This is a genomic window from Gluconobacter sp. P1D12_c (assembly GCF_018812105.1).
Taxonomy (GTDB): Bacteria; Pseudomonadota; Alphaproteobacteria; order Acetobacterales; family Acetobacteraceae; genus Gluconobacter; species Gluconobacter oxydans_A.
In genome coordinates, this window is the sequence record NZ_JACSIQ010000012.1 from 18,327 (window position 1) to 41,794 (window position 23,468).

The 23,468-nt window shown below is 56.8% G+C and carries 20 protein-coding genes; 14 read left to right on the top strand and 6 right to left on the bottom strand.

The features are described from left to right. The first annotated feature begins 4 nt into the window (after positions 1–4). From KP705_RS12835 to KP705_RS12860, 6 genes are all read left to right on the top strand, one after another. Complete coding sequence (locus KP705_RS12835; RefSeq protein ID WP_215764569.1) at positions 5–3,301, top strand: type I restriction endonuclease subunit R; 3,297 nt, start codon at positions 5–7, stop codon at positions 3,299–3,301. Position 3,302: 1 nt separating this feature from the next. After that, the gene (locus KP705_RS12840) at positions 3,303–4,040 is read left to right on the top strand and encodes a M48 family metallopeptidase (RefSeq protein WP_215764570.1); all 738 of its coding nucleotides are present in this window, start codon (positions 3,303–3,305) and stop codon (positions 4,038–4,040) included. 238 nt (positions 4,041–4,278) lie between these two features. Next, on the top strand, positions 4,279–4,797 hold the full coding sequence (locus KP705_RS12845) for a hypothetical protein (RefSeq protein ID WP_215764571.1): 519 nt from the start codon (positions 4,279–4,281) through the stop codon (positions 4,795–4,797). A 159-nt stretch (positions 4,798–4,956) separates the two neighbouring features. Then, positions 4,957–5,193, top strand: a complete 237-nt coding sequence (locus KP705_RS12850; protein ID WP_215764572.1) for a hypothetical protein — start codon at positions 4,957–4,959, stop codon at positions 5,191–5,193. Positions 5,194–5,547: 354 nt separating this feature from the next. Next, entirely contained in the window at positions 5,548–6,003 is a 456-nt protein-coding gene (locus KP705_RS12855) for a hypothetical protein (RefSeq protein ID WP_215764573.1), read from the top strand. A 107-nt stretch (positions 6,004–6,110) separates the two neighbouring features. Beyond that, positions 6,111–6,656, top strand: coding sequence for a hypothetical protein (locus KP705_RS12860; RefSeq protein ID WP_215764574.1), 546 nt, complete (start codon positions 6,111–6,113; stop codon positions 6,654–6,656). Between the two features lie 423 nt (positions 6,657–7,079). Here KP705_RS12860 and KP705_RS12865 read toward each other — a convergent pair whose 3' ends face one another. Next, complete coding sequence (locus tag KP705_RS12865; protein ID WP_252348375.1) at positions 7,080–8,060, bottom strand: MFS transporter; 981 nt, start codon at positions 8,058–8,060, stop codon at positions 7,080–7,082. A 320-nt stretch (positions 8,061–8,380) separates the two neighbouring features. Continuing rightward, complete coding sequence (locus KP705_RS12870) at positions 8,381–9,895, bottom strand: FAD-dependent oxidoreductase (RefSeq protein ID WP_215764575.1); 1,515 nt, start codon at positions 9,893–9,895, stop codon at positions 8,381–8,383. Positions 9,896–9,962: 67 nt separating this feature from the next. On the opposite strand from KP705_RS12870, the gene KP705_RS12875 reads away from it, so the two are divergent. After that, positions 9,963–10,415, top strand: a complete 453-nt coding sequence (locus tag KP705_RS12875; protein WP_023941639.1) for a MarR family winged helix-turn-helix transcriptional regulator — start codon at positions 9,963–9,965, stop codon at positions 10,413–10,415. Positions 10,416–10,694: 279 nt separating this feature from the next. Continuing rightward, positions 10,695–12,260, top strand: coding sequence for an FAD-dependent monooxygenase (locus KP705_RS12880; protein ID WP_215764576.1), 1,566 nt, complete (start codon positions 10,695–10,697; stop codon positions 12,258–12,260). Between the two features lie 113 nt (positions 12,261–12,373). On the opposite strand, the gene KP705_RS12885 is transcribed toward KP705_RS12880, so the two are convergent. After that, positions 12,374–13,342: a LysR substrate-binding domain-containing protein gene (locus KP705_RS12885; protein WP_211569615.1), complete on the bottom strand. Its 969-nt coding sequence runs from the start codon at positions 13,340–13,342 to the stop codon at positions 12,374–12,376. 77 nt (positions 13,343–13,419) lie between these two features. Here KP705_RS12885 and KP705_RS12890 point away from each other — a divergent pair, with 77 nt between their 5' ends. Then, on the top strand, positions 13,420–14,364 hold the full coding sequence (locus KP705_RS12890; protein ID WP_252348376.1) for an MBL fold metallo-hydrolase: 945 nt from the start codon (positions 13,420–13,422) through the stop codon (positions 14,362–14,364). Next, positions 14,361–15,326, top strand: coding sequence for an alpha/beta hydrolase (locus tag KP705_RS12895; RefSeq protein WP_215764578.1), 966 nt, complete (start codon positions 14,361–14,363; stop codon positions 15,324–15,326). The genes KP705_RS12890 and KP705_RS12895 overlap by 4 nt, the downstream gene beginning before the upstream one ends. 387 nt (positions 15,327–15,713) lie before the next feature. Here the strand turns inward: KP705_RS12895 and hutI are convergent, their stop codons facing one another. Next, entirely contained in the window at positions 15,714–16,943 is a 1,230-nt protein-coding gene (gene hutI / locus KP705_RS12900) for an imidazolonepropionase (protein WP_215764579.1), read from the bottom strand. Positions 16,944–17,075: 132 nt separating this feature from the next. On the opposite strand from hutI, the gene KP705_RS12905 reads away from it, so the two are divergent. Continuing rightward, positions 17,076–18,434 carry a formimidoylglutamate deiminase gene (locus tag KP705_RS12905; RefSeq protein ID WP_215764580.1) on the top strand — a complete coding sequence of 453 codons (1,359 nt, stop codon included), beginning with the start codon at positions 17,076–17,078 and terminating at the stop codon, positions 18,432–18,434. 30 nt (positions 18,435–18,464) lie between these two features. Then, complete coding sequence (gene hutG / locus KP705_RS12910) at positions 18,465–19,313, top strand: N-formylglutamate deformylase (RefSeq protein WP_215764581.1); 849 nt, start codon at positions 18,465–18,467, stop codon at positions 19,311–19,313. Here hutG and KP705_RS12915 read toward each other — a convergent pair. Next, positions 19,272–19,853: a HutD family protein gene (locus tag KP705_RS12915; protein ID WP_215764582.1), complete on the bottom strand. Its 582-nt coding sequence runs from the start codon at positions 19,851–19,853 to the stop codon at positions 19,272–19,274. The two genes, hutG and KP705_RS12915, sit on opposite strands and share 42 nt — an antisense overlap. Before the next feature lie 124 nt (positions 19,854–19,977). Between KP705_RS12915 and hutC the strand changes: the two genes are divergently transcribed. Both hutC and hutH read left to right on the top strand, forming a co-directional pair. Continuing rightward, positions 19,978–20,703, top strand: a complete 726-nt coding sequence (gene hutC, locus KP705_RS12920) for a histidine utilization repressor (RefSeq protein ID WP_215764583.1) — start codon at positions 19,978–19,980, stop codon at positions 20,701–20,703. A 93-nt stretch (positions 20,704–20,796) separates the two neighbouring features. Next, positions 20,797–22,305 (top strand): histidine ammonia-lyase, encoded by a 1,509-nt coding sequence (hutH, locus tag KP705_RS12925; RefSeq protein WP_215764584.1) that lies wholly within the window; start codon positions 20,797–20,799, stop codon positions 22,303–22,305. Here hutH and KP705_RS12930 read toward each other — a convergent pair. Beyond that, a complete protein-coding gene (locus KP705_RS12930; protein ID WP_215764585.1) occupies positions 22,244–23,446 on the bottom strand; it encodes a hypothetical protein in 1,203 nt (400 codons plus the stop codon). The two genes, hutH and KP705_RS12930, sit on opposite strands and share 62 nt — an antisense overlap. Positions 23,447–23,468: the final 22 nt, after the last annotated feature.

Genomic DNA, 23,468 nt, shown 5'->3' on the forward strand with positions numbered 1-23,468 from the left:
CGCCATGGCTCCCGTCCCGAAATTTCAGGAAGAATACAGCGCCAAACTGCCCGCACTGGCCCTGCTCAGCACGCTCGGCTGGCGGTTTTTGTCGCCATCGGAAGCACTGGCCCTGCGGGGCGGCAAGCAGAGCGCCGTGGTGCTGGACACTCTCCTGCGGGCAGAACTGAAAAAACGCCGCTTTACGTTTGAAGGCGAGGCACACAGCCTGTCCGATCAGGCCATTGAACGGCTTGTTTCTCACGTCACGCATCCGGACTTCGTCTCCGGCCTGCGGGACGCCAATGAGAAGATGACAACGCATCTGCTGTTCGGCATCGCCATTACCGAGTTCATTAACGGCCGCAAGGCCAACCCGACCATCGCCCTCATCGACTGGCAGTACCCGGAAAACAACAGCTTTACCTTTACCGAAGAATTCAGCGTCGTGCGCACGGATCTGACACAGACGCGCAGGCCAGATATTGTGTGTTTCGTCAACGGCATTCCGCTGGCGGTGATCGAGGCCAAGCGCCCCGATGGTCAGCCGGGGAAAGGTCCGACGGTGGATGCCGGAATTTCCCAGAGCATCCGCAATCAGAACAAGGATGAAATCCCTCAACTTTTCGCCTACAGCCAGCTTCTGCTCTCCATCACCGGGCATGACGGGCGCTATGGCACCTGCGGCACGCCCAAAAAGTTCTGGGCAAGCTGGAAGGAAGAGGACATTCCCGAAAGCCGGATGGAGGCGCTCAAGAACACGCCGCTTTCTGGTTTCCAGAAAGACGCGTTGTTTGCCGAGCGGAAACCGTCTGACCGGGCGTGGTTTGAGGACTGGGCGTCCCGCCCGCTGCATGTCACGGATCAGGATCGGCTGCTGATCGGCCTGCTCTCGCCTGAGCGCCTGCTGGACATGGCGCGGTTCTTCACGCTGGTCGACCGCAAGGCAGGCAAGATCGTGGCCCGCTATCAGCAGGTTTTTGGGATCAAGCGTCTGCTGGAACGTATCAAGTCCCGCCGCAGTGACGGCGGGCGAGAAGGCGGCGTGGTCTGGCACACCACGGGGTCTGGCAAGTCCTTCACCATGGTGTTCCTCAGCCGGGCGCTCATTCTGAATGACGATCTCAAGCAATGCCGTATTCTGGTGGTGACAGACCGCAAGGATCTGGAGCGCCAGTTGAGCACCACCTTCTCCACCGGCGGCGAACTGGCAGACAAAAAGGACAAGGAAGACGCGCTGGCCACCTCTGGCCGCCGCCTGGCACAGCAGATCGGGCATGGGCAGGAACGGATCATCTTCTCGCTCATCAACAAGTTCCACACCGCCACCACGCTGCCCGAGTGTCATAACGACAGTGCGGACATCATCGTGCTGGTGGATGAAGGGCATCGCAGTCAGGGCGGTGAGAACCATGCCCGCATGAAGCATGCGCTCCCCAACGCGGCCTTCATTGCCTTTACAGGCACGCCGCTGCTCAAGGGGAGTGAGACCACTAGTCGGTTCGGCAAGATCATCCACTCCTACACCATGCAGCAGGCCGTGGCGGACAAGACGGTGACGCCCCTGCTCTATGAAGAGCGCAAGCCTGATCTGGATGTGAATGACCGTGCCATTGATGCCTGGTTCGACCGCATCACGCAGGGGCTGACGGAAGAGCAGGTCACGGACCTCAAGAAGCGCTTTGCCCGCGCCAATCAGGTCTACAAGGCGGACGACCGCATCCGGCTGATCGCCATGGATCTGGCCACGCACTTTGACAGCAATATCGACAGCGGCCTGAAGGGCATGCTGGCCTGTGACAGCAAGCTTTCCGCCATCCGCTACAAGCAGTATCTGGATGAGGTCGGTCTGTTCGAGAGTGCTATCGTCATGAGTCCGCCCGACACGCGGGAGGGCCATACGGAAGTGGATGAGCGCAAACAGCCGGAAATTCAGGACTGGTGGAAAAACAATGTCGGCAGCCAGAACGAGGAGGATTACACACGCGGCGTCATTGAGCGCTTCGAGAAGGATCCAGACCTCAGGCTGATCATCGTGGTCGATAAGCTGCTGACCGGCTTTGATGAGCCGAAAAATGCTGTGCTGTATATCGACAAGCCGCTCAAGCAGCACAATCTGTTGCAGGCCATTGCGCGTGTAAACCGCCTGCATGACCAAAAGAAGCACGGTCTGCTAATTGATTATCGTGGCATTCTGGCGGAACTGGACACCACTCTGGCCCGCTATGACGAACTGGCGGCTGAGAATGTCGGCGGATATGACCCGAAGGACATTGCTGGGCTGTATAGCCAGATGAGCACGGAATACCGGGAACTCCCCGCTTTGCACAAAGCGCTCTGGGCTATTTTTGAGGGCGTGAAGAACAGGAGTGACCTCCAGCAGCTTCGCGCCGTGCTCATGCCCCGCATGGTGGAGGAACACGGCCAGATGGTGGACGTGAACCTCAAACGCCGAGATGATTTCTATGAAGCGCTGACGAAGTTTGCCGCCTGCCTGAAGGTTGCGCTGCAATCCGTGGCCTTCTTTGAGGACACCAGTTTCACGGAAAAGGACCGCGCCACCTACAAGGAGACACTGAAGCAACTGACCAGCCTGCGCCAGATGGTCATGCAGGATACCGGTGAAACCGTGGACTTCGACCAGTATGCTGAACAGGTGAAGAAACTGCTGGACCGGCATGTAGCCGGTGTGAAGGTCCATGAGTCCCAGGGGCTGTATGCCGTGGGCAAGATGGGCCAGAAGCCCGAAGACAACGAACCCAAAAACTGGAGCGAGGAGAAAACCCGCAACGAGACAGATCTGATCCGCAGCCGTGTGACGAAGATGATCGATCACGAGATGCAGGATGATCCGTATGCAAAGGAAGCTTTCTCGGCCCTGCTGCGCAAGGTGATTGAAGAGGCGGAAAGCCTGTTCGACCATCCGCTCAAACAGTTCATGCTGTTCCAGGAGTTTGAGGGACAAGTAGCCCAGCGGAAGCTGGACAGCGTCCCCTCTGTTTTTGACGGGCATCGCCATGCCCAGGCATATTATGGCGTGTTTCTGAAGACTCCGGCGGCCATCTTCAACCATAAGCAGACGGACGAGGAGAACCAGCGCTGGGTTGATCTGGCATTCAAGATCGACAGCATCGTGGATAAGGCCGTGCGGGAGAATTCTCTCAGTCGCCCGGATATGGAAAAGGCGGTAAAAAAGGAACTGCTGCCGCTCCTGTTCAGCACGGGCCAGAAAGCGGGCTTTGGTGTGGACAAGGCGCAGGAGATCATCGGGCAGGTTATTCAGATCATGCGGGCTGGTCCTGCCGATACCCTACGCGGCTGAAATGGAAGAAATCCATTCTCGCCTTCTGACCTATGGAGGGGAGCAGATCCGCGTAAACTTGATACCCCGCGCACGTCCAGGCACAACGCTGCGGATCAAGGTACATCCCGACCTGCGTGTGGAGGCCTCTGTTCCGGATGGCACGACAGAGGCTGATCTGGACAAGGCGCTACACCAGAAAACCCGCTGGATCTGGCAGAAACTACGCGACTTCCGGGTGGTGCAGGAACACGCCACACCCCGCGCGTATGTCAGCGGGGAAAGCCATTTCTATCTGGGACGGCGGCATCTTCTGAAGGTGTATCATCAGCCTGATTCGCCAGAGACCGTGAGGATGTTACGAGGACGGCTGGAAGTTTCGGTACAGGAACGCCATGCTCTACGGATACAGAAGATGCTGGAACTATGGTATTTTACGAGGGCGCAGGAAGTCTTTCGTCATCGCCTGTCTGCACTCCTTCCCACGACGCTGTGGGTCAGCACTCCCCCTGCCCTGAAACTTCAGGTGATGCAGACCCAGTGGGGCAACTGCTCACCGGGGGGCACCATCACACTGAACCCTCATCTGGTCAAAGCCCCGCGTGACTGCATTGATTATGTGATCCTACATGAACTGTGCCATCTGAAGGAGCACAATCATGGACCTGCTTTCTGGGCGTTGCTGGAACGCGCGATGCCGGACTGGGAACGCCATAAGGCAAGACTGGACGGCATGGCGGAAATGATGCTGCAAAAATAGCTCTATTTGACTGCCATGGGGGGGGGTAAGCGGAACATCTGCTAACGGACTGCATAAATATTATAGCTGACGTTCATTGCAACAGCGTTTCTCGAACCTAACCCTTTGAGAAAATTCCGGCTGTCCGGATAGCTGTCCAATCGGGGAAAGTGTTGGTTTAATCTTCTACCTTAATTTATCTCGACTAATTCATGCGCCAGACTTACTCTACCGTTGCGAAAGTGTAAGGAGAATATCAATGGGGGCTTGGGGCGCGCTTATCATGAGTTTCTTCGGGGCGGTCTTCGCGTCTTTGACGTTATATTGGCATCTGAATTCTTCCGGGATCGCGCTGGCCGTGCCTTTCTTGGGCTTCCTCTTGATCGGCCTCGCGGCGATATATGTTATCCGTTTGTCTGGAGACGGGATCAAACCTACTCCGAAAGAAGAACGTGCCATTATGTGGAGTAGCATCGGTGAAGGCATTGGCCTTTTCCTCGCCTCCAACATTGTCATAAATCTGCATCGGCCAGACCTTCTCTTGCCTTCAATGGCCCTGGTTGTCGGGCTTCACTTCCTTCCCATTGCTTTTGCTGCTGGCTTCCGTCCGTTCTATGTTCTGGGAGCGGCTTTGATTGTTGCCGCGACCGTCGGCTTCTTGATGGGAGCACCTATGGGCGGCGAGGTCTCTGGCCTTATGGCCGCAGGAGCGGTGTGGCTTGCGTCAGTCATAGCGATACGTCGTGATTGGCGGGCAAAGAGCAAGACGCCAGCTTGAGCTTTGCCCGGCCGGCCGTTCGTCTGACAAGACGGCAACGCCCGCCTGCCAGTGCCTGCCTGCTGCTGCGTCTGTAAGTCGACAGCCGGCGCAATCCACTTAGCGGGTTGCTCATTTTGCCTAAATGAGCGTGATCAACTGGAAAAACTTTATTTTCTCATGAAATCTACTTACGGTCATGATAGAAAGATAAGGATTGATTACATGCAAGACGCCAAAACACGCCGTTTGATGTTTTTCGTCATGATCCCAGCAATTATATTTTCGTTTATTGGCGGCGTGCATGTGTCAGACTTCGCTAAGGGACTGACCGAAGGTATTCTAATTGGCATTCAACTTCTGCTTGTCCTTAAGCTGAAGCGTCATAAAATTTTGACCAAGACGCTAGAATCCTGAGCTAGGTCCTCGGTCCCGAAAAGGCCTGAGGACGGCCGATCGAACGCGAGAAAGCTGCAAAAGAATTAGTGCAGACTGTTTCTCGCGCGCTGCTGGCAGCGTCTGCTTCGAACAAACCAAGGATCGTAACCTGACGTCTGCAATGAAGCCGCCAAGCATATTGGGGGGATGGCGGAATGTCTGCTGTGAAATCGTGAAGCCGAAGTAGCGGCTATTCACGCGCTTAATGCCGAAACCGCGTGCCTCCTATGTTGAGTGCTAGGATTGCAGGAATCCTGTTGAGATTCTAAAGGTATACTAGAATATCGGCATTAAGAATATTTGCCATGTTTTACATTTTTGATGAGGTTTGTGATGGTAGATGTAACTATTGAGGAAGCGGACCAGCTTGGAAAGAAGGCGCTCGACTTATTTGATCGGGGCGAAAAAAATGCTGCCAACGCTTACCTTCGCCCCGAATTTGTAGACGTAATTCACGCTATGTCGCCGCGAGATTTTTACGCTCTATGCATTTTTTTTGTTAAAAAAAACATTCTTGAGCATTATCCTAACGCTCTTAATGCGGGCCTCGACAAACGTTGTAAGGGGATGACGAAAGGTACAGACATTTCAGAAGTAAAAGAGTTTGTTAAGACTCTCTACTCCACTACCCTCGAATTCAACGACCTTGAAATCGTTTTTGACCACTTGACTCGGTTAGGTATTTTGCAAGGCTCTCTAAACAGCGGAATCGCATTTACCCCTATGGGCATCGGGCTAATGCAGGCACTTTCCAAATTAGCACCAGACGTTTTCAATAAAATACAATAAAAAAAGAAGAATTTACGCTGAATACCTATCGAAATTGTTTTTATAGTAAGAATATTTTGTGCTATGCCTCATATTTAATATGCACAACGACAAAAACGGAGACCGATATGGTTTTAAAATTTAGAAATCAAACTAATGAAATTGAGTATAACGGGAAAATAGCCGGAAAATTTGAGAAAGATGGGGATAAAACAATCGTAAAGCTTCATATGCAGTATGAGGCTGGTGATGATTGGATGGTGCCCTTAAGTTGGTTTGCTAAAGGACTGGCATTACTTCCTGAAAATCAGCCGTCTCCAGTGATTTTTTCAGTTGAGACTTTTGATGATGATATTGAAGAAAAATTCGATGTTCCTCGTGGACTGACTGAAAAACAAATAAAGGTTAAAGGCCACAAGTGGTCTTTCCACAAGACAGATTCTGATGACTGGCCTTCAGTATTACATGGCCACGATTATGATAATAATTTAAAATTAGACGCCATCACCGGGGATATATACGATGTTATGACACGGAATAAATGTGAGAAATTAAAGAGTAAGTCTCTAAAGCGTATCCAGAATACGCTTAGAAGTTCAGATGATTTCAAAGACCGTGTTGTTCGATTCATTGATGAGGAGCCTAATATTGACCCCAAGTCATCTTCCTTATGAAGGGAAATTCAAAAAATAAGCTCTAACTACACTTGATGCAAAAATTGGGACCGCATATCCGATGGACTGAAGATTGTCGAGATAAATCACGTCCGCTTTTAGGAAGCTGCTATCGATACTAGAACGACTAACATGAGGCGTAAGCGGACCTGCTATTTGCGCCTTCATCTCGGGCGCAAAAATCTCTGTGCTTCTGTTTGCAAAGCAGACATTGCAAGATTGGATATGGATGGTCCACCAAGACCGCGGAGACGCCGTTCCGGTGCAGACCGATCAAGACTGGCAAGGGAACGCCTCTCTTACGAGGATGATCTGACAATCAAAAATGGCCAAATTTACGTCTGGTGATCTCAACCTGAACTTTTGGAATGAGACATATCGTCATGAAGATCGGACTGGATCATTTAGATTTCGGGCGGAGAACTAAGACGACCTGTTTTGCAGCAGTGTCGGAGGGATCAGCATTCCCATAACAGAAACCACAGCCAAAAGACCTCCCACAATGGCAAGTGCAAGTGACAGGTCAGTGATCTGAGCGATAAACCCGAGAGCGGCAGGACCGGCCAGAATTCCTGAGTATCCAAGGGTTGTGATGGCAGAGACAGCAAGGTGTTCGGGCATATAACGCTGTCGTCCCACTGCCGAATAAAGGATCGGAACAACATTGGCACATCCTGCTCCTACGAGGGCATAACCAAATAAAGTGAGCTGCCATATAGGTACGACTGTAATCAGGGTCATTCCAAACGCAGCTAATAAGCTGCCGCCTGTAACTAGGAAACGCCCCGAAACACGATTTACAAGATAATCTCCGGACAGTCGGCCCAAAGTCATAGTGCACGCAAATGCAACATACCCTAATCCTGTGTACCGCACATCAATATGGCGTTCGGTCGCAAGAAAAACAGCACTCCAATCTATGGCTGCACCTTCAGTCAGAAATACAATGAAACATATCATGCCAATCGCGAAAACGACGCCATGGGGCAATACAAACGACGCACTTTCTTCCGAATTGGTCCGCCCCGTAAGCAGTCCCGGCAGAGCAAGAATAGCGCTCAGAACTAACAAGGCTGCGACAGATACAGTCGTGATGGTTGGAGAGAGGCCAAGACTGAGCAGGCTACTGACAGCTACCGCTCCAAGCAGACCTCCCACACTGAAAAGGCCATGAAAACCGGACATCATTGTCCGTTTGCATGCACGCTCAACAATGACGGCCTGAATATTAACGACGCAATCAATGGTTCCAACGCCCGCTCCAAACACGACCAGTGCAGTCGCCAAAAGAGGTATCGAAGCAGAAGAGGCCAGAACTGGAAGAGCAGCACAGATAGCGAGGGTTGCAATGGCAATGATCCCACGACAACCATAGCGACCCGCCAGACTTCCAGCTGCCGGCATGGATACGATCGAGCCTGCACCAAGGCACAGCAGTAAAAGTCCTAGATGGGCATCACTCAGACCACATCGAAATTTTACATAAGGAATAATCGGTGCCCACGCGGCTCCTGCGAAGCCTGCAATAAGAAATGCTATGCGTGTGGAATATTGCGCACGAACTGAATCGGCTTGAGGACTTTTCAGCGAGAACAAATAAAAATTCCTTTGAAGGCATTGTGCACTCTTGTCACACCTAATATGCCGCAATCAAAAAGGGCGAGCAGGTCACGGTCGCTAACCTGTTTTTTTGATCCAGATATCACACAGTCTGCTTCCCCCCATCATGCCCCTCTAAGCGTAACGGTCGGGCGGGATGGCAGCACATGGGCCAGATAGCGCGACAGCTGCGCCTCCAGGTCGTCAGAAGGGATAATTCCGGCGATGTAACCGTCCGGACGCACGAGCACCCACTGACCGGGTTCGATCCCGTATGCTTCAGCGATATCGCCCTCTCCATCGACGAGTTCATGCCCCGCGCCAATGGTGACGATCCGGAAACCCGCGATGGCCGACGGCCGGTCGTGCGGCTGGTAGCCGAGCAAGGTCCAGTGTGGCCCTTGAAAAACCGTGAACAACCGTGTCGGTTGCCCCGCCTGTCCACGACAGGGCGCATCAGGGGCGCGATCGCCCGCCTGCACTTTGCCGCCCACCGAACCGGGCACGTTCAATGATGAACCGCGATAGCCGAGGTCGAGCTGCCGCACCTCGCGATCGCGTCGCATGGTGCCCTGCTTGACTTCCCCGAGCAGCCGCGTCGCGAGACGCAGCATGTTCAATGCGATCGGCCGACGCTCTGCCTCGTAGCTGTCGAGCAGCGCTTCCGATGCCCCCGAGAGCACGGACGCAAGCTTCCAGCCGAGATTATAGGCGTCCTGAACGCTGGTATTGAGGCCCTGACCGCCGGTTGGCGGGTGAACATGCGCGGCGTCCCCCGCAAGGAAGACGCGCCCGATCCGATAGCGATCGGCCAGACGCGCACTCATCGTATAAACCGACGACCAGGAGACCGAACGGACCGTAATGTCCCCTCTGCCGGTCCTGTCTTCAATGAGCGCGGTCAGCCCGGCCGGAGACAGATCGACCTCTCCGTCCAGAGCCACAGGAGCCTGAATCTGGAACAGGTTCGTCCCCGCCAGAGGACAGATCATCACCTGTGTTTCGGGTGAATCAAACTGGAACCGATGCCAGGCGGACCGATCAAGTCCCTCCAGCCGCACATCGGCAACGATTGCACGCACGCCCAGTGCTTCTCCCGGAAAATCGATCGCCAATGCATGGCGCACGAAGCTGCGGCCACCATCGGTCCCGACGAGGAACCGGGCGCGGATAACCTGCTCGCCGCCTTGCTGTTCGATCCTCGCCGTAACGCCATCATTGTCCGGCTGGAAACCGACCAACTGTGTCCCAAAATGTGGATGATGGCCCAGTTCGGCAAGCCGCTCCCGCATGACGGCTTCGGTGGCGAACTGCGGCAGCATCAGTGGTGCCGCATAGGGCTCGGCTGGGGCCGGAAAAACGTCCGCTTCCGTCAGAAGCGACATTTTATGGGTTCCATCAGGACGATACTGACAGAGCGGCGGATAGGAGCCGCCTGCCGCAGCCATACGATCGACGATGCCGAGATCCTCGAAAATCTCCATCGTCCGAGGCTGGATGCCCTTGCCGCGCGCCCCGCTGAACGGCTGCGCGTTCTGCTCGATCAGTCGGAACGAAATTCCACGTCGGGCGAGGTCGATGGCTAGTGTCAGGCCCGCAGCCCCCGCACCCGAGATCAGGACGTCTGTATCGAAAGACACTGGCAGCTCCGCGAGTTAATGTGTAATATTCACATATATAGGCTCCGCATCGAAGGCAACAAAAAACGTGAATAATGCACACGATTCTGAGATCCTGCGGGGACTCCATGCCGCGATCATCGATCTGGTCGATGAAATCAACCGGCCGCGTCGGGATGATCGTCTGATCGAAGAAGCGGGTATTCCTCTGGATCGGGCCCTGTTTCCGCTTCTGGCACGTGTGTGGCGCTACGGTCCGATCGGTGTGGTCGAACTCGCGGATCGGACGGGCCGCGATCATACGACCATCAGCCGACAGATGAGCAAGCTGGAGGAACTGGGCCTCATTGAGCGCAAGCCGTCCATAACAGACAGGCGTGTTCGCGAAGCGACAGTGACAGGAAAAGGACAGGAAATGGTAGACCTGCTCAACGCGGCGCGCGAGAGGCTAGCCAACCGCATTCTCGTCGACTGGACTGACGAAGATCTTGATCAGTTAAGGTCGCTTCTGCGCCGCTTCGCTGATGACCTGATGCGGTGATGTTTGGCAACAGGCATGCCGGGCCGAACCGTACAGGGCCCCCGCTGCTCGGCAACATCTGTTGTGTCAGGAGAGCCGCAGCGCTAGAAAGAGTGCGTCGGAAAAGGCAGGCTTGGTCTGGTAAGCCCAAGTCCTTCCAGTAATGGAAGCTCTGGTCTTTGGCTTCGTGCCTGAGGCCCCCGCGACGAACGAAGGGTACTGCAAGTACTCGTCCGTTCGTCCCAGCGGGGCTCAGGTCCGAGAAACGCTCCGGTCGGACGATGACCCCGGAGTAAAAAAATGTCTGATCCCCTCTTTGCGACCTGCGATGTCCTGATTATCGGTGCAGGGCCCGTTGGTCTTTTTCTGGCCTGCGAGCTGGCGCTGGCTGGGTGTTCAGTGCAGATCCTTGAACAGGCGGCCGATGCCAGCACTCCCTTGAAGCTCGCTCCTTTCGGATTACGCGGCCTTTCCGTCGCAACGATGGAAATTTTTGACCGGCGTGGCCTGCTGATGCCCCTCAAAGCGCGTATCCCGGAACAGGACATCGCATCGGCTGCGTCGTGGATGAGGCAGACACGTCAGCCTGCCGGACATTTCGCGGGCATCGACTTTTTTATGGATCAGATTGATCAAACACAGTGGGCTTATCGTCTGCCGTCCACGATCAGCCCAATGGCTGCCGATCTGGAAAGTATTGAAGCGGTCCTGAAGGATCGCGCCCTGACACTGGGGGTTGTGGTCAGTTACGGGATATGTGTCTCAGAAATTCACGCTACGGATAACGATGTCAGTGTCTGGGCTGGCGAGACTGTTTTTCGAGGAAACTGGCTTGTCGCCTGCGATGGCGGACGAAGCATCGTCCGGAAAGCTGCAGGCTTCGGCTTCACCGGGACAGAACCCGAGTTCACGGGCTACTTCGCCAGGGTGGATCTTGCCGAGCCGCACATCCTCCCCGCAGGTCATCACGACACGCCGACTGGAACCTACATCTTTGATCCCCCTGACATGATCAGAATGGTCGAATTCGATGGAGGTGCCTGTCACAGGAACCAAGCAATCACACGCGATCACATACAAACGGTCCTGCGGCGCATCTCCGGCACCGAAGTGGAGGTCAGGGCGCTCGGCCTTGCGACGACCTGGACCGATCGGGCTTTTCTCGCCTCTGATTACCGAAAGGGGCGTTTGCTTCTGGCTGGTGACGCAGCACACATTCATTCGCCCCTGGGTGGGCAGGGCCTTAACCTCGGTTTCGGTGATGCGATAAATCTGGGGTGGAAGCTAGCGTCAACAATCCGCAGGGACGCCGCTCCCGCCCTGCTGGATAGCTACCATAATGAAAGACGTCCGGTAGCCGAGCAGGTCCTTGACTGGTCCCGCGCGCAGGTCACGCTGATGCGGCCGAATCAGGGTTCCCGTGCATTGCGAGCCATTATGCATGACTTGGCCACGACGCGGGATGGGGCAACCTATATGGCCGAACGGGTGTGGGGGATTGGCGTGCGCTACAACCTGGGTGATGATCATCCTCTGGTGGGGCGGAGTGCACCCGATTTCGGGCTGAACGACGGGACGCGCCTGAACGAACATCTTCGACGAGGGAAAGCGGTGCTGCTCGATTTTGGCGAAAGTTTATGCTTGCATGAACTCGCCGTTCGCTATCAACACCGACTTTCCTATATCGACGTCGGTGTAAATGATCGCCTAGGCTTATGCGCCCTGCTCATTCGTCCTGACGGCTTCGTCGTATGGGCCAGTGATCACCCCTCGGATTGCTCCGAAGCTGAACAGGCCTTGTCGCAAGGGCTTTTGTCGCCGCGTCATGCAAAAGCGACTTTAACGAAACGATGCCCGTCTGACTGACTTGAACATCAAAAACCGTACCTCCCCCATCTTTTAAGCGGAAGGTCCGGTTTCATAATGGAGAATATAACAAATCAGATATTTTAGTACGTCTTGTATGGGTGATCGCGACCTTATCCGCCTATGTTGCTTTCATTGTCCATCAAATAGTTTGATCTGACATGATCATCCAATACTGACGTAACAGCATCACGTAGCCACACTGCAGAGGGATCACGATCACTGCGGGCCGACCAGATCATCGATACTGCCGGGATACGCAAATCCAGTGGAACGGGACGGATCGTTAAACCGAAATGCGCGGCATGCTGCTGAGCAATCCGGCTGGGAAGTGTGGCCAGGACAGGTGCGGCCGCCGCAGCCGCAAGCGCCGTCAGAAAATCCGATGCAGCAAGAACCACATTGAGTTCCTGACCAATCTTCATCAGCGCCTCTGACAGGCATCCCTGGATGTCATCTTTCAGCGTCATGAGTACATGGGGCAGTTTAAGATAACGCTCAACTGTAAGCGCAGCATCCGGATTGATCAGGCCCGGGTTAAAGCAGCAGGAAAGAGACTGCTCGTACAACGATACACCACAATGGCGTTCCAACCCGAAATCAAAACAACCAACTGCGATATCCAACGCTCCCGTGTCCAGCAACGTATAGACCTCACTCCGCGGGGAACCACGTGACAGCAGTCGTATTCCGGGTGCATTCTGTTGCAAATAGGCCATCAGTTTTGGCATCAGAAAAACTTCAAGTTCGGACGAAAAGCCAAAACGAAAGATCCGCTGCTCCGTAGCAGGATCAAACTGTTTCTCGGGCATCAGGATGTTCTGAGCCTGCCTCAACAAGTCCCCAACATGCGGCATCATGGCGGATGCTTTGGCGGTCGGCTGCATGACAGCGCCTGTTCTGACGAGCACATCATCCCCCAGCAACATCCGGAGAGTGGCGAGTGCATGGCTCATTGCTGGCTGCTGGATACGAAGGCGATGCGCCGCTTTTGTGACGCCGCGCTCTGAAACAAGTGCGTCAAAAGCAATCAGAAGGTTAAGGTCGAAAGACCTAAGATTGAAATGATCAATGGGCTTCATGTTTCAGATCGATTTGTGTGATGTTTAGACGCACCCTAACTTCTGATGCGACGCAAAACAATCGCATTGGGTCAATCATGACAGCCGCTTTTCAAGTAGGTAGCGCCCGTATCATGCGCATTCCGGAACTTCACTGGGACAATGCAGATCCCCAAAAACTGTATCCGGACATTGATGCAGAGGCACTTGCAGTCTTTGGTTCGGCCTTGACGTCAGGGTCTTTTAACCCCGTGACCGGTACGGTCTCGCAAGGAACACATGCGTGGCTTGTTCAGGTTGCTGGCCTCAATCTTCTGATTGACACCGCCACCGGCAACGACAAGCCGTTACCGGCCGCGCCAGCATTGGACCATCTGCATACACCATTTCTCGAACATCTTGCGGCAGCAGGCGTACAGCCGGAGCAGGTTGATGTCGTCTTGCATACGCATATTCATGCAGATCATGTCGGATGGAATACGCACCTGCACCACGGAAAATGGGTGCCGACCTTTCCGAAAGCCCGTCATATCTTCTCGGCCATCGAGGCCCGATACGGTGCAAGCAATGACCGTATTGACCCTGCACCGGATCTGCCCCCGGAGATATTGGGACGCCCAGATCATCACCCGCTACCGCGCGTCTATGCAGACAGCATGCTCCCCGTCATCGAAGCTGGGCTTGGAGAAGCGATTATAATCGACGGTCAAGAGGTTCTTGCGGGCTTCTCCTTTCATCCTACCCCCGGCCACAGCATTGATCATGCCTCGATCCGGTTGCGGTCAGACGGTGCGGAGGCGTGGTTTACAGGAGATGTCATGCATCATCCTCTACAGGTTTATCGTCCAGATCTACGGTCCGTTTACTGTGAGTTCGTTCAGCCTGCCGAGCGTTCGCGGCGGTGGTTTCTTGAAGAAGCAGCGGACACCGGGAGCCTTTGCTTTACCAGTCACTTCGCCGAAACAGGTGCCGGCTATGTCAGGCGCCGTGCAGCAGGATTTGCGTGGGAATTTGCACAGTCGGACGCGGAGGACGCCAAATGACAAATCTGCTTACGAAAAACCTGTTCATTCCGAGTGATACGGCCGATATCTGGCTTCATCTACGCCATAAAAGGCGTTCGGATATCCAGATATTCGGGTCGCAGCGGACGATCCTGTTGATGCATGGTGCGACACTCCCGTCCGAAAGTCTTTTCGATGTGCCTGTTGGAGAGGGGGCCTTCATGGATATCCTCGCCCAGGAAGGGTTCGACGTTTACGCACTCAATGTGCGGGGTTTCGGAGGATCAACACGGCCTGCTGGAATGGAAGGTACGCCTGAAGATGCCCCGCCTCAGGTCAGGACCGAAACAGCAATACGCGATCTAACTACAGCTGTTGATTATCTTCTTGGGACGCTCGCCCTCCCGCGCCTTTGCCTGATCGGAATGTCCTGGGGTGGCACGATTACTGGCGCGTATACGGCGACGCACAATGACAAGGTAGAGAACCTGACGCTAATTGCACCGCAATGGATCAATGACGGCGTTTCACGTCTGGATCCTGGCGGCCCCATACACGCTTATCGACGTTTCGATGTTCAGACTTTCCGTCAGCGCTGGTTGGAAGGTGCACCTGAGCAGAAACGCGAAGAGATCCTTCCGGTAGGATGGTTTGAACAGTGGGCCGCAGTTATTCTTGCCAGTGATCCAGCAGAACATGAGGGAGTGATCCGGGCACCTGCGGGGGTGATTCAGGACATACGTGACTACTGGTCCACTGGAAAATCTCTTTACAACCCCGAAGAGGTCACGGTCCCGGTTCTTCTCCTTCACGCTGAGTGGGATCTCGATGTGACCATTCAACAGATGGGAAACCTGTTTCAACGTTTTCTCAATGCCCCGTACCGACGATGGACAGAGATTGGGGAAGGAACGCATATGGTGATTATGGAAAAGAACCGATGGCAGGTGCTTGAAGCTATTCTGCTGTTTCTACGGACGGACAATCATTCCAGCAAATAAGGTCCCAGCAAGTCGTCCGATCTCTTTGATGTTGAAGCGCTTTTGGCCCGTTTGAGTGGACTTGACGCTCAACTCAAGGCAATTTGTCCGGCTGATTCAAACAAGACACGGCCTCTTCATATTGCACATGACAACTAGATATTTGGTCCCGGAATTGGTGGTGACTTCTGCTTCCAAAGGTTCATACCCAAAAGCAGACAGTCTACCCCTCCTTGCCGTCATCCCGACAAAGCATTGTCTCAGGAGTTTCTGCATGTCTGAGGCAATTCACAACTGAATTTTCGCTGCCGTTCATTTTTGAAAGAAATCTGTGGAATTGTTACAGATTTTTAGATTTTCCCTCGGATTATCTATTCCTAAATTGTACTGCAAATACTCGGACAGATCCTAAATACATACCCCTGCATGAACCAGTCGCGAGGGGCGCAGCCCCCCCACCCAGTAAGACAGTTCATGCGGGCCCGTTACATCCCACAACGCCATATCCGCCCGCATCCCCTGACGCAGCATACCCACCTGCTGCCCCAATCCCAGAGCCCGCGCGCCCACAGACGTCACCGCCCGGAAACTCTCCTCGGGCGTCAGACGAAACAGCGTGCATCCCATGTTCATGACCGCTGTCAGGCTCAGAACAGGGGACGTCCCCGGATTGCAGTCTGTCGCCAGACCGATACCCACGCCATGCTCACGCAGCAATGCGACAGGCGGAAGCTGCTTTTCGCGGATGAAATAGAATGCGCCGGGAAGCAGCATCGCAACCGTCCCATGACGCGCCATGCTCATGACAGCCTGCTCATCCGCATATTCCAGATGATCCGCAGACAACCCGTGATACCGCGCAGCCAGAACCGTCCCTCCGCCCAGAGAAAGCTGCTCGGCATGGATGCGGACGGGCAGTCCAAGCTTCTGGGCCGCATCGAACAGGATTTCCGTCTGGGCGGGTGAAAAGGCGATCGTCTCGCAGAACGCATCCACGCTATCAACCAACTTTTCTTCATGAAGAACCGGCAGAACTTCTTCGACAAGAAACGTCACATACGCGTCCGCACGTCCCTGATATTCGGGCGGCACCGCATGCGCGCCTAGAAACGTCTTGTGCACACGGACCGGCAGCTGCTCACCGATCGCCCGCGCCACCCGCAACTGTTTGAGTTCGTCCGCAAGGGTCAGTCCGTAGCCTGACTTCACTTCCAGAGTCGTGGTGCCTTCGCGGATCATCGTACGCACCCGCTTGAGGGACGCCTCCAGAAGCTCCTGCTCCGATGCCGCGCGCGTCGCCGCAACCGTCGAGAGAATACCGCCGCCCTTGCGCGCAATCTCCTCATAGGACGCCCCGTTCAGCCTTTCCGCGAACTCACGACTGCGATCGCCCGCAAACACGACATGCGTATGTGCATCGATCAGCCCCGGCGTCAGCCAGCCGCCACGCCCGTCTTCGTTCCGGATGGCCAGATTTTCCGACACATCCGGCAGATCCGCCTGCGCGCCAATCCAGCAGATCGCCCCGTCGCGCACGCCCACGGCGCCATTGCGGATACATCCATACCCATCCCCGGCCGTGACAAGAGCCTCATCACCCGTCGCAAGATGGACATTGAGCCAAAGGACGTCCCACATGGTTCTTCTCCGAATTGTTCCGGTTATGGTGATATATGTATATACATATCAGTCAATCCCATTATGATCCTGGCTGGATAACGGAACCTGCTTGCCCAAAGCGCTTCCCCTCCTGCAACCTGGAATTTCGTGATGACCGAAGTGTTTGCAAAACAGGCCCTCCTGCCACAGGGGTGGCGCCGCAACGTCCAGATCACCATCGCCGCTGACGGGACGTTCGCCTCCCTCACCCCCGACAGTACACCTGGCCCGGATATGCAGCTTCTGGACATGGTCGTGCCTCCGCAGATCAGCCTGCATTCCCACGCCTTCCAGCGCGCCATGGCAGGGCTGGCGGAGCGGAGACAGAACCCGGACGACACCTTCTGGACATGGCGCACGCGCATGTACCAGCTCGCACACCGCATCTCCCCGGAGCAGATGCAGGACGTGGCCGCCTTCCTGTATATGCAGATGCTCAAGGCCGGTTATACGCAGGTTGCCGAGTTCCATTACCTGCACAACGCTGTCGACGGACGCCCCTATACGTCCCCGGCCGAAATGTCCTCACGCGTCGCCGCAGCCGCCACCGATGCAGGCATCGGCATCACGCTCCTTCCCACCCTCTACGCCCGTGGCGGGTTTGACGGCAGCCCGCTGAACGACGCCCAGAAACGCTTCGCCAGCACCCCGGACACGATCGCCCGCATCCTGTCCGACCTCCAATCCGACTGGCGCGGCTCACAACTGGTGACAGCAGGGATAGGCCTGCACTCCCTCCGCGCCGTGGACATCCACACCCTCGGCGACCTGCTCCACGCAGCAGGCCCCGCCGCCCCGATCCATATCCACATCGCCGAACAGCAGCGCGAGGTGGAAACCTGCCTCTCCGTTACGGGACAGCGCCCCGTAGAACATCTGATGTGTCATCTGCCCGTCGATGCCCGCTGGTGCCTCGTCCACGCCACCCATCTCTCGGCCGCGGAAGTCACCGCCATCGCCCGCTCCGAGGCCGTGGCCGGTCTCTGCCCGATCACGGAAGCCAATCTGGGAGACGGCATTTTCCCGTTCGAAGCCTATGTCGCTCAGTCAGGGCACTTCGGCATCGGCAGCGACAGCAATGTCCTGCTCAGCCCATGGGAAGAGCTCCGTCTTCTGGAATATGGCCTGCGTCTGCAAAGCCAGAAACGCTGCGTGGCCCTCCCCCCGGACCACAAGGGGTCGATCGGCGCATGGCTGTACCGCCAGAGCCTCGCCGGGGGCGCGCAGGCCACCGGCCTGCCCCTCAGCGGTCTGCAACCCGGCGCCCGCGCCGATCTGTGCGTCCTCGACGAACAGGCCCTGTCCCTGCCCGATCTTCAGAACGACGACATTCTCGATTCCGCCATTTTCGCCACTTCAAGCCCCCCCGTCCGCCACGTCATGTGCGCCGGACAATGGCGCATCACCGATGGTCACCACCCCGACGAAGCCCGCCTGACCAGGGCTTTTCATGCAACCCTGCGCCCCTGATAGCTGCCTGAGATTTCCCGGATCACAACCATGACGACCGTTTTCTCCTTTACCCCCGGCACCCTCCCGATCCTGATCACGATCCCCCATGCGGGCGACCGTCTGGCGCCGGGCATGGAAAAGCGTATGACCCCGCGCGGCAGAAAACTGCCCGATACCGACTGGTACATGGAGCATCTCTATGCCTTCGCACTGTCAAAAGGGATCGGCATCCTGCGCGCAAATTTCTCCCGTTATGTCGTGGACCTGAACCGAGGTCGGGATGACGTCGCCCTCTATGCCGGGCGGCCCAGCACGGGTCTGGTGCCGCTGCTGGGCTTTGATGGACAGCCCATCTATCAGGACGGTCAGGAGCCGGATGCCGACGAAATCGCCGCACGGACAGACCAGTACTGGCAGCCCTATCACGACGCCGTACAGGCCGAACTGATGCGCCTCCGGGAACAGTTCGGATGGGCGATCCTGTGGGATGCCCATTCCATCTGCTCCGAAATCCCCAGGCTATTCGAAGGGCGTCTGCCGGACCTGAACTTCGGCACCAACAGCGGGGCCTCCTGCGCACCCTCACTGGCCGAAACGCTTATCGCCCGCGCAGAAACGCTCACCGCCTACACCCATGTCCGCGACGGCCGATTCAAAGGCGGCTACACAACGCGTCATTACGGCCAGCCAGAGGACAACATCCACACCATCCAGCTCGAAATCGCCCAGTCCACCTACCTCGCCTCAGAGCAGGCCCCCTGGCCCATCGACCTTCAGGCCGCCGCTAACCTTTCCGCCGCCATCGAACCTTTGCTGACCGCTGCCGCAGACTGGCGCCCAGAAGGCTCCCGATACTCAGACGGGGGCGGCGCAGTACAAAAGGCCACCCTCATCTGATCTTACTCTCCCGCCCCCATCCGGCAGCACCAGATACGCCCCGGCCCGGAAAATGTGGGGCTGCCCCGACGCCCCCTCAAACACCCCCCCCCCCTGCGCAACAACCAGCGCGGCTCCTGCAGGTGCCTCAAAACTCAGCGCATCTCCGCCTCGGACCGCCTCCATCCGACACGCGCGGGAGACGGGATACATCAGGTTCACCACCTGAACCGGCCCATCCACCAGAACGGCTTCCACATCCAGATCGCCGGAAAACGTCAGAATTTCCCCGACCCGGACGACTTCCCGCTCCGTCCCGTCCGAAAGACGAAGTCGCACGCCCTGCCCCGTCAGCAGCGCAATCTGCCTCGAAATTCCCGGAAACCGCGAGAAAGCACCATCCTGCGTAATCTCCGCCACACTCAGACGCCACTCTTCGCCAGAAACAATGACCCGCGTTAGACCGCCACCGTTTTTCCACGTCTGCGCGACGAGGTTTTCAACTGGCTGCGGCCCACGGGACAGCGGGAAAAGATTGTCATTTTCCGGATCCGGCTTCATATGGTCATACGCCTGCTTAGGGGGGTGTCTCATATGTAAGTACAACAACCCGGCAGGATCAGAAATGCTCTCCCGCCCACAGAGGGCAGACCAGTCCTCAAGAGAAGAAAAGGCAGCGGGCGCCGTGTCGCAGATCCTGGACAAGACGAAGACCATCGCACGTTACGAGCAGGTGAAAGCCTTCATCATCGAACGGATCGACTGCGGGGAATGGAAAGTCGGCCACCGCCTTCCCTCCGAACATGAATTCGTCGAACAGCTCGGCATTTCCCGCATGACGATCCACCGGGCGTTGCGGGAACTGACAGCCGAAGGGATCGTCCGCCGGGCACAGGGGGTCGGCACATTCGTGGCCCAGCCTGCCAAACGCGTCGAACTTCTGGAAATCCGCGACATCATCGACGACATCGTCGCCAGCGGCCACCAGCACCGAGCCGAAGTCATCGCGGTAGAGACGGTGCGCGCCGACAGCGATCTGGCCACGGCGTTCGAACAACGCCCCGGCACACGCCTATTCCGCTCCCTAATCGTCCATTATGAAGACGATGTGCCTCTTCAGCTTGAAGAGCGCTACGTCTCTCCGCATTTCGCCCCGGATTATCTGGAACAAGATTTCACCCGCATCAATCCGCACCGCCATCTTTACGGCATCGCCGGGCCGGAAGAGATCGAACATGTGGTCTTTGCCGTCATGCCCCCACAGGACATCTGCACCCTTCTGCAACTCGACGAACCGGAAGCCTGCCTGCAACTAATGCGCCGCACTTGGGTCGACGGCCGCGTCGTCATGAAGGGCATCTTCACCTATTCCGGTAACCGCTACAGCTTCGGTGGTCGCTACCGCCCCTAAAGACAACACCCTGAAAACAACGCCCGGCGGATTGACGCCCCCGACACGACGCCTCTAAAGTTCTCTCTTGTATAGACAACCAAGAGACCCGCCGTGACCGAACTCCTGCTCGATCAGCCTTTCTCTCCGCAGGACATCTGCGACATCGCCCGGAACAGAAAAACGATCCAGCTGTCGCAGGCGGCGCGGCAGCGGCTTGACGACGCCAACCGGCGCCTCCGTGTTCTTGTCGAGAGCGAGTCCGCCGCCTACGGCCTCAATACGGGCGTCGGCGGACTTTCAGACACGCGGATCACACCTGAAAAACAGTCAACCCTCTCCCGCAAGATCCTCTTCAGCCACGCCACGGGGCTCGGCCCTCCCCTCAGCGCCGAAGCAACGCGCGCCATCATGGCCTGCGCCGTCAACCAGTACTGCCTGGGCTATTCCGGCCTCCGCGCGGAGATCGTCGATCGCCTCGTCGCCCTCCTCAACCACGATTGCTTGCCAATCGTGCCACGGGACGGATCGGTCGGATATCTCACACACATGGCTCATATTTCCCTGACCCTGATCGGTCACGGAATGCTCCGGACCAATGGCACGGAACAGGCCGCCGCCGAGGTGCTGGAACAGCTCGGTTTCATCCCGCTCGTTCTTGAAGCCAAGGAAGGGCTGTGCCTAGTCAACGGCCTCTCCTGCGCCACCGGAATTGCCAGCCTCGTCACGGAAGAAGCCGCCACCTGCCTCCACTGGGCAGATCGGATCGCCGCTGCAACCTTTGATGTCCTGGGCGGACAACAGCGCGCCTTTGATCCACGCTCGGCAGATCTGCGCGTCCCGCCCGGCCATCGCGCCGTCTCACAGGCCCTCAACCAGAATCTGGCAGGCTCGACTAGGATCGCAGACGCCCGAGGCCAGCGCACACAGGACGCCCTGAGCCTGCGCGCCATACCCCATATTCATGGATCGATCCATGACGCTCTGACCGGCATCCGCCACACTGTCACACAGGAACTGCAAAGCCTGTCCGACAATCCCGCCATCATTGAGGACGAAACAGGCATCGGCGCGTTCTCCGAAGCCCATGCCGTCGGCGCCAGCATTGCCCGCGTCATGGACGAAGCCGCCATCGCACTGGCCTCTCTGGGTGCAGTCTCCGAACGCCGTCTGGACCGCATGGTCAACCCCCTGCTCACCCCGTTCCCGGCCTTCCTGTCTAGCGATTCCGGCACGGGAAGCGGCTTCATGATCGCGCAATACACGGCGGCTTCGCTTGTCAGTGCCAACCGCCGCAACGCCCTCCCCGCCAGTCTGGATGGCGGCATTACCTCAGGTCTTCAGGAAGACATCCTCGTCCACGCCACACCAGCGGCCCTCAAGGCACGGGACGTTGTCGCCAATACACGATCCATTCTCGCGATTGAACTTCTGGCCCTCTGTCAGGCCATGGACCTTGCCGGTCTCACCGGGAAAATCGCCCCCCGCACGCTGGAGCTTTACAACAGCGTGCGGGCCATCCTTCCCCTTTACGAGGAAGACCACCCGCTGGCGGACGATATCACCCGACTTGAAGCCCTGATGCAGGCCGACCCTCCGTGCCGGACGCCCGGATCTCCCTGAGGAGAACAGGCAACCCGAACGGAAGGCTGACCACACAGGCCACACACCCGGCAATGCCAAGCATCGTGAAAGAGGCATGATCGACAATCAGCCCTCCCAGCGGTGCTCCCAGAGCATATCCCATGCGGTCCATACCGCCACAGAACGTCCCGACCCTACCCGTATGATCCAGCGCGGCCGCACTTCCCAGCAGCCACGCATAGGACAGCATGGAACAGTTCCAGTAGATGATGACGCCCGCCGTGTAGCTCCATGTGTCCCAAGCCGAACACGCCAGCAAGCCACCTACGCCCGTCCCGATCAATGTTAGCGGCAGAATGATCTCCCGCCGCAGCCGCTGCGCCAGCGCACCGACAGTGAAGCTGACCAGAACGCTGGAAACGATCCCCACCGTCGAGAGAAAAACGATATAATCGGCTGACAGATGAATGGCCCGCCCGACCCGTTCGGCAAAGGACCACGCCATGCTCGATCCCAGAGACGACCCCACCCAGATAAACAGCAGCGCCACCCCGCCACGCGTCAGACGCATCTTTTCCGTACTCTGCCGGAACGGCAATGGCGGCGCATGGCGCAGCGTCGCCATGAACGGCGCAATCACCGCAACAATGACCGCGATCCCGACGAAAACCCCCAGTTCGCCAAAACTGCGCGTGGCGTAAGGGATGGCGTCGATCACCGCCACCAGAACGATCAGCCCCCCACCATTGGAAATGGCATACATCCGGTCAGGGTTCTCACTCGCCGACGCCGCACAGACATAGGACCGCCCCAGCAGCGCCTCCCCCAGACCAAACAGAAGCGCACAGCCCCACGTCCACGCCGAGGAAGACAGACCCATCGCCGTCAGCAGGGACGACAGAACCGCCAGCCCCGCGCCCAGAAACGCCGTCATGACCACCGAAACGCGCCCCGTCAGACGGGACAGCACCACCATGAAAACCGCAAAGGACATGATTTCGAAAAAGCCGAACATCCCCGCCCGACTGGCGGACTGATGCAGCCCCGACATCAGCGCATCAATCTGAAAGGGCATTACGGACGAGCCCAGATACGCACAGCCGGAGCAGATGCTGAGCCCCAGCGCCAGAAGCAGAAGCTGCCGCCCCGGAAGATAACGGACAACCTGTATTCCTGTCATGATGATCGCAGTTATCCTGTCA